Genomic DNA, 6,174 nt, shown 5'->3' on the forward strand with positions numbered 1-6,174 from the left:
CACGAGCATCGCGCCGGCCGCGTCGTCACGCGTGCGCGCCGCCCAGCACCAGCAGGTGCATCTCGCGACGGACGACAAAACCGAGTGCGAGATAGCGCTCGATCGCGATCTGGTTCGACGTGAGGACGTGCAGGAAAGGCGTGTCCGCGCGCGCATCGATCTCCGCGGTCAACGACCGGACCAGACACGCGGCAAGCCCTTGCCGCCGAAACGCGGCATCCACGCAGACGGCGCTGATCTCGGTGTACCCGTCCACCTGCATCCGCTCGCCGGCCATCGCGGCCAGCCGGCCTTCGCTGCGGATGCCGATGTAATGGCCGAGTTCGTACGTGCGCGGGCCGAACGGGCCGGGCTGCGCGGCCGTGGTCAGCGCGAGCATCTCCGGCACATCGGCTTCGGCGAGCGTGACGCGTTCGAATTCAGGCGCCGGGGCGTGCGTCCCTTGACAGACCATCTGCAACAGGTTCGCGCGCCGGATCGCCGACAATCCCGCCCGCAATTCGATCCGGTCCGGCATGACCAGTGCCGCCGGCCCGTGTGCGGCGATCAGTGCATGCAACGCGTCGAACGATGCCGCGCTCGTATCCTCGATCGCGGCAAACGGCGCGATGGCGCGTTCTACCCGTTCACGTACGTGCCGCGTTGCCCGATCCCGGCGCGCTACCTGGAAGCCATGCGCATTCGCGCCGTCCGGGGAGGCATCGCGTGGCGGAACTTCCCGCCTGCCATCGTGTATCGCTTCGAACGCCGGACCGACAGGGTCCGACATCAGTGGCCGGGGGCACGGCCGCAGCTCGATGCGGTTGCGGAAGCAACCACTTTGCGCAGGCTCGATATCACCCGATTACCCCAAACGCCATCACTCGACTCGAGCGGCGCCGGGTCATCGACGGATGGACACCCATCATCGTGAACGCGCTCGGGCAGGGGGGCCGTTCGGCCCGCCACGGCTGTTGTCTCTTCTTCCCTATTTGCTGGTCGCAAGTACCGGCAGCCACATAGCGGCGCGACTATCGAATCCCGAGCCGACGCAAGCACGTGGTGCAGGTCGCCCTGCAATGCAGGGTTTCGCCGAAGGCCGGCGAGGAACGCGCCGTGCTCGCGCGTCCCCGTTTCTCGCACGTCGTACCGAGCTACCCGGATGTGCGCGACGATGCCGACGCGCCATGCTCAATGACCGAAGTAGAGCGAGCGTTCGGCCGTGCGAGCCACGCTGCGGCCGCCCGACTGCGTCGCACCGCCGGCGTCGCTGCCATAACCGGACGCCTGCGACTCGACCGCAAGCGCATCGTTGTCGTGGACCCGGCGCAGCGCAGCCTGGAGATTGTCCGGATAGTTCGGATCGTTGGGCCGGTTCGGCAGGTAGCCGGCCTGCTGCAGCGCGGTCAGTTCCGCGCGCACCTGCGCGCGTGTCACGGTGCTTTCGCCAGCGAACGCCGGTGCAGCAACGGCGGCCGACACGGCAACGAGCAGGGCAGCGATCAGGGGGGTCTTCATCATTCACCTCGACAAGAAAATGGGGATTCAGCGGTTGCGCACCGTGCGCCGACGGCCGGCGCCGTGCGCGGTTTCGTTCAATGACCGAAGTAGATCGAGCGCTCGGCGATCCGCGTCGCGGGCCGGCTGCCCGACTGCGTCGCGGCGACGGCATCGCTGCCGTAACCGGACGTCGCTGCATCGGCCACGGCGGTGTCGTTCGCGTGAATGCGTGTTAGCGCGGCCTGCAGATCGTCCGGATAGTGCGGATCGTTCGCGCGGCCCGGCCGATAGCCGGCCCGTTCGAGCTGGACGAGCTCGGCGCGCACCTGCGCGCGGGACACGACGGCTTGATCGGCGAACGCCGGTACGGCAGCGGATGCGGAAACAGCGACGAGAAGGGCAGCGATCAATTGGGTTTTCATCATTCACCTCGAAAAGAAAGAATGGGAATCGGGTATTCGGCAAGGCGGCAACCGGCCGCCTGATGCAACGTTCAAGCGATACGGATGTCGACGTCGATGTTGCCGCGCGTCGCCTTCGAATACGGGCAGGTCTGGTGCGCGGCATCGACGATGCGCTGCGCGACGTCGCGATCGAGCCCCGGCACGCTCACGTTCAGCCGGGCCTGCAGGAAGTACGCATTGCCGGCGGTGCCGAGATCCACTTCGGCGTCGACCGCGAGATCGGCCGGCAGCGTCACCTTCGCGGCACGCGCCGCAAGCTGCATGGCGCCGATGAAGCAGGCCGACCAGCCGGCCGCGAACAGTTGCTCCGGGTTGGTGCCGGTGCCGGCGCTGCCCGGCGACGACAACTGGATATCGAGTCGGCCGTCGGAACTGCGTGCCGCGCCGTCGCGGCCGCCCGAAGTCGTATGCGTCTTGCCCGTGTACAGCACTTTTTCGATCTTGCTCATCATTGGCTCCGTCAGTTGGCTGGTTTGTCTCAGATGCGACTAGATCGCATGCGATGGAGTTTCGTCGAGGCAACCACCCATGTCAAGCGCATTCGATTCAATCGCATACGATATTTTGTATTTCAATGTATCTGGAACGTGTACGGCTTTGCCGGACAAGGCTTTCCGGCAATCGATCCCTGATATTCGAGGGGCGACGAATCCGGGCAGGGCGGGCGAAAACGGCCCGGGAAATGGCTGGCCGCCCCGCAGGGCAGCCGATGAGTCACGCCGGGTCGATCTCGGCGATCACGACGAGGATCACGGCCGCGTCGGCCGGCAACTGGCGCTGGGAGAACGCCGAGCGCGCGTGGCCCGCCTTGCCGCCGAGCACGGCGGCGAACAGGTCCGACGCGCCGTCGATCACGGCCGGTTGCCCGAAAAAGCCGTCGGCCGAACTCACGTGCCCCTCGACGCGCACGATCTTGCGCAGGCGTTCGAACCCGTTCAGGTGCCGGCGGATCTGCGCGAGCACGTTCAGCGCTGCGAGCCGGGCGGCATGCTTGCCTTCGTCGACGCTCAACTGCTCGCCGACGCGGCCTGTATAAGCGACCTTGCCGTCGACGAGCGGCAGTTGTCCCGAGACGAACAGCAGGTTGCCGGCTTCGCTGACGGCCGTATAGCTGCCGAGCGGGTTCGGCGGTTCGGGTAACGCGAGGCCGAGTTCGGCCAGCTTCTGTTCAACGGTCATGTCGTGCTCCTTGCGGGAAAAGGGTTCGGGCGATCGGTGCTGCCTGCGAGCCACTGTAGTCATGCAGCCGAAGCCGGTAAATGTCGGCTGCGCAATTGATTCACGACGCGGTGTAACGAATCGCGCCATGCGTGCCCGCTGGTTTCCTGCGCGAGATTCATGCACACTCGGCTCCATCGCGCGCCATACGCCGGAGACGGCAGGAACCGCACCATGCAACGCCAATTCGACGATCTGCTGCTGGGCAGCATCGAGCTGTTCTGTCTCGCTGCCGAACTCGGCAGCTTCACGCTGGCGGCAAACGCGGCGAGCGTCACGCCGGCCGCGGTCAGCCGGTCGGTGGCGCGGCTCGAGGAGCGTCTCGGCGTGCGGCTGTTCGTGCGCACGACACGCCAGATCCGCCTCACCGATTCCGGCCGCCGCTATTTCGAGCAATGTCGCGACGCGCTGTCGCAACTCGTCGACGCGGAGCGCGAGGCGACCGGCCAGCAGGCGACGCCCGCCGGCCTGCTCCGGATCAGCATGCCGACGCCGTACGGGCACTATCGCGTGCTGCCGCTGCTGCCGTCATTTCGCGAACGGTATCCGGACGTGCATGTCGAAACCCACCTGAGCAATCGCAACATCGATTTCGCCGAGGAAGGCTACGATCTCGCGATCCGCGGACGCGCGCCGGCCGATTCGAGCCTGGTCGCGCGCAAGCTGGAGGACGCCGAACTCGTGGTCGTCGCAACGCCCGGGTACCTGAAGCGCGCGGGCATGCCGACCGCCATCGACGATCTGCATGCGCACGAATGCATCCAGTTCGAGCTGCCGAGCAGCGGGCGGCCGATTCCGTGGCTGTTCAACGATGGATCGGAGGAAATCGACGTCGCGACGAGCGGCAGCTACGGGACGTCGGGCGACGTCCTCGCCGGTGTGACGCTCGCGCGCAGCGGGGCGGGGCTGTTCCAGGCCTATCGCTTCATCGTCGAGCAGGATCTGCGCGCCGGCACGCTCGTGGAAGTGCTGCCCGGCCTCGGCGGCCGGTCGCGGCCCTTCATGCTGCTGTATCCGCATGCGCGCTTTCTGTCGTCGCGCGTGCGCGTGTTCGTCGACTTTCTCGTCGAGCATCTGGCGCGCGCGCCTGCCAGGCAGCCGGCCGGGAACACGGCCGGGACGCGCGCCAAACGGGCCGGCGCATCGCGATAGGCGCGCCGGCTCGCGGTTTCGACGCCGCGGCTCAATGCCCGGCGCTCTGGCCGCCGTCGACGTGCAGGATCTCGCCCGTGACGAACGGCGCCGAGTCCAGGTACAGGATCGCGTCGACGATGTCGCTCATCTCGCCCATGCGGCCGACCGGATGCAGCGACGCGAGCGTCGCATGCGTTTCGGGCGCATGCATCGGCGACTTGATGATGCCGGGCGACACCGCATTCACGCGAATGCCGGCCTTCGCATACTCGATCGCGAGCGACCTCGTCGCCGCATTCAATCCGCCTTTCGTCAACGACGCGAGCACCGACGGCACGTTGCTGTTCGCGTGATCGACGAGGCTCGTCGTGATGCTGACCACGTGGCCGCTGCCGTGCTTCTGCATCGCGGCGATCGCATGCTGCGTGACGTGGAAGAAACCGTTCAGGTTGACGCGGGTGACCTGCGCATAGTCGTCCGCGGTGTACTGCGTGAACGGCTTCGCGATGAAGATGCCGGCGTTGTTGACGAGCGTGTCGACGCGGCCGAAGCGTTCGATGGCGGCGTCGACCACGCGCCGCGCGACGGCCGGATCGCCGATGTCCCCCGCGACGGTGACGAGATCGGGATCGTTCGACGGCCCGATCGAACGTGACGTCGCGACGACGCGATGGCCGCGGGCCCGGAATGCGTTGACCGTTTCCGCGCCGATGCCTTGCGACGCGCCGGTGACGATGATGACCTTGGATGCGCTCATGATTTGCCTCGATAGGTGAAGGATGTCCGGCTTCAGTGCCGACCGGATTCGTGAATCCGATGGGCCAACTGTAGGCGCGCCGGTCGCGATCTCGAACACCTGCCGTGGAGCAACAGTCTTGCGTCGCGGGAACAAATGCGGGGCGGGGCGGTTGTCGGCGGTCAGCGCGGCCGGTCGGGACGTGGAGGCGTGGAGTGGACGATCCGTGGCCGGATATTGCCGCGGCGTCTGCTGCTCGGCCGATCGGCGCTCGACGTCGCCTCGATGCGCTGCGCGAATGTTGAAGCGTGGCGCGATCTCACCGAAGCGACCGATTTTCCTGCAGCTGGACGAGCCGATTTGTCTGTCGCAGAACACCCAGTTGGATAAAACGATTCACCTATCCGGATAACTTTTCTTATCACAATAGCACGATTGAAAATCAAAACTCGCCGCTTCGAAAACGTGCCTGATGCCCAAGGTCCGCGCCACCTTCACGCGTCTCGCCATCGATTCGAGGGCAGGGAAGCGAGCGCACGTCGCGTGCGCCTTCAATCCGGCGCGTTGATCCGCGCCAGCAGCACCGTCAACACGTCGGCCGTCGTGCGCGCGACACCCTGCGAGGTCGTGTCGACGAGCGCATGCGCGCATTCGCGATACAGCGGGTCGCGCATACGGTACAACGCGGCGAGCGTTTGCCGCGGGGCGGCCACCTGCAGCAACGGCCGGTGCGTGTCGTCGCGCGTGCGGCGCCACAGCGCATCCGGATCCGCATGAAGGTAGATCACGCAGCCGCGCCCGCTCAAGCGCGCTCGGTTGCGCGGGTTCAGCACCGCGCCCCCGCCGGTCGCCACGACGACGTTAGGGCGCTGCGTCAGTTCGTCGACGATTTGCGCTTCGAGCAGACGAAAGCCGCCTTCGCCAACCCTCTCGAACAGCGCGGCGACCGGCTGGCCGGTGCGCCGCTCGATCTCGTCGTCGCTATCGGCAAACGTCCAGCCGAGCGATGCCGCGAGCGCGCGGCCGAGCGTCGATTTGCCCGCGCCCATCATGCCGACCAGGAACGCACGTGCGGGCAGGGCGCGCGCGCCGGCCGCCGCGACGACGGCGCTCATAGCCGTCGCGCGAGCGGCCAGCCGGCCC

At 67.0% G+C, this 6,174-nt stretch carries 7 protein-coding genes and 2 pseudogenes; 2 read left to right on the top strand and 7 right to left on the bottom strand.

From position 1 onward, the window contains the following. Window positions 1–25 precede the first annotated feature (25 nt). Window positions 26–613: pseudogene (locus tag G3N64_RS27980) on the bottom strand (GNAT family N-acetyltransferase); the annotation flags it as partial. Between G3N64_RS27980 and G3N64_RS39935 the strand changes: the two are divergent. After that, window positions 611–913, top strand: a pseudogene (locus tag G3N64_RS39935) (phospholipid methyltransferase); the annotation flags it as partial. The pseudogenes G3N64_RS27980 and G3N64_RS39935 overlap by 3 nt on opposite strands. 257 nt (window positions 914–1,170) lie before the next feature. Here the strand turns inward: G3N64_RS39935 and G3N64_RS27985 are convergent. The 4 genes from G3N64_RS27985 to G3N64_RS28000 all read right to left on the bottom strand — a co-directional run bounded on the left by G3N64_RS27985 (window position 1,171) and on the right by G3N64_RS28000 (window position 3,122). Further along, complete coding sequence (locus tag G3N64_RS27985) at window positions 1,171–1,500, bottom strand: DUF4148 domain-containing protein (RefSeq protein ID WP_205786864.1); 330 nt, start codon at window positions 1,498–1,500, stop codon at window positions 1,171–1,173. Between the two features lie 74 nt (window positions 1,501–1,574). After that, a complete protein-coding gene (locus G3N64_RS27990; RefSeq protein ID WP_205786865.1) occupies window positions 1,575–1,901 on the bottom strand; it encodes a DUF4148 domain-containing protein in 327 nt (108 codons plus the stop codon). A 71-nt stretch (window positions 1,902–1,972) separates the two neighbouring features. Then, window positions 1,973–2,392, bottom strand: coding sequence for an organic hydroperoxide resistance protein (locus G3N64_RS27995; protein WP_011352035.1), 420 nt, complete (start codon window positions 2,390–2,392; stop codon window positions 1,973–1,975). 265 nt (window positions 2,393–2,657) lie between these two features. After that, entirely contained in the window at window positions 2,658–3,122 is a 465-nt protein-coding gene (locus tag G3N64_RS28000) for a RidA family protein (protein WP_205786867.1), read from the bottom strand. A gap of 213 nt (window positions 3,123–3,335) precedes the next feature. Here G3N64_RS28000 and G3N64_RS28005 point away from each other — a divergent pair, with 213 nt between their 5' ends. Continuing rightward, a complete protein-coding gene (locus G3N64_RS28005; protein WP_205786868.1) occupies window positions 3,336–4,313 on the top strand; it encodes a LysR family transcriptional regulator in 978 nt (325 codons plus the stop codon). A gap of 31 nt (window positions 4,314–4,344) precedes the next feature. Here G3N64_RS28005 and G3N64_RS28010 read toward each other — a convergent pair whose 3' ends face one another. Next, on the bottom strand, window positions 4,345–5,052 hold the full coding sequence (locus G3N64_RS28010; protein WP_205786869.1) for an SDR family NAD(P)-dependent oxidoreductase: 708 nt from the start codon (window positions 5,050–5,052) through the stop codon (window positions 4,345–4,347). Between the two features lie 530 nt (window positions 5,053–5,582). Continuing rightward, window positions 5,583–6,174 (bottom strand): shikimate kinase (locus G3N64_RS28015; RefSeq protein WP_346778842.1); only part of this gene is annotated, 592 nt, incomplete at its 5' end.

This window comes from Burkholderia sp. Ac-20344, assembly GCF_017104975.1.
GTDB lineage: Bacteria > Pseudomonadota > Gammaproteobacteria > Burkholderiales > Burkholderiaceae > Burkholderia.

Coding starts and splice junctions, on each gene's coding strand:
- G3N64_RS27985 (WP_205786864.1), bottom strand. CDS start 1,500: ATGATGAAGACCCCCCTGATCGCTGCCCTGCTCGTTGCCGTGTCGGCC.
- G3N64_RS27990 (WP_205786865.1), bottom strand. CDS start 1,901: ATGAAAACCCAATTGATCGCTGCCCTTCTCGTCGCTGTTTCCGCATCC.
- G3N64_RS27995 (WP_011352035.1), bottom strand. CDS start 2,392: ATGAGCAAGATCGAAAAAGTGCTGTACACGGGCAAGACGCATACGACT.
- G3N64_RS28000 (WP_205786867.1), bottom strand. CDS start 3,122: ATGACCGTTGAACAGAAGCTGGCCGAACTCGGCCTCGCGTTACCCGAA.
- G3N64_RS28005 (WP_205786868.1), top strand. CDS start 3,336: ATGCAACGCCAATTCGACGATCTGCTGCTGGGCAGCATCGAGCTGTTC.
- G3N64_RS28010 (WP_205786869.1), bottom strand. CDS start 5,052: ATGAGCGCATCCAAGGTCATCATCGTCACCGGCGCGTCGCAAGGCATC.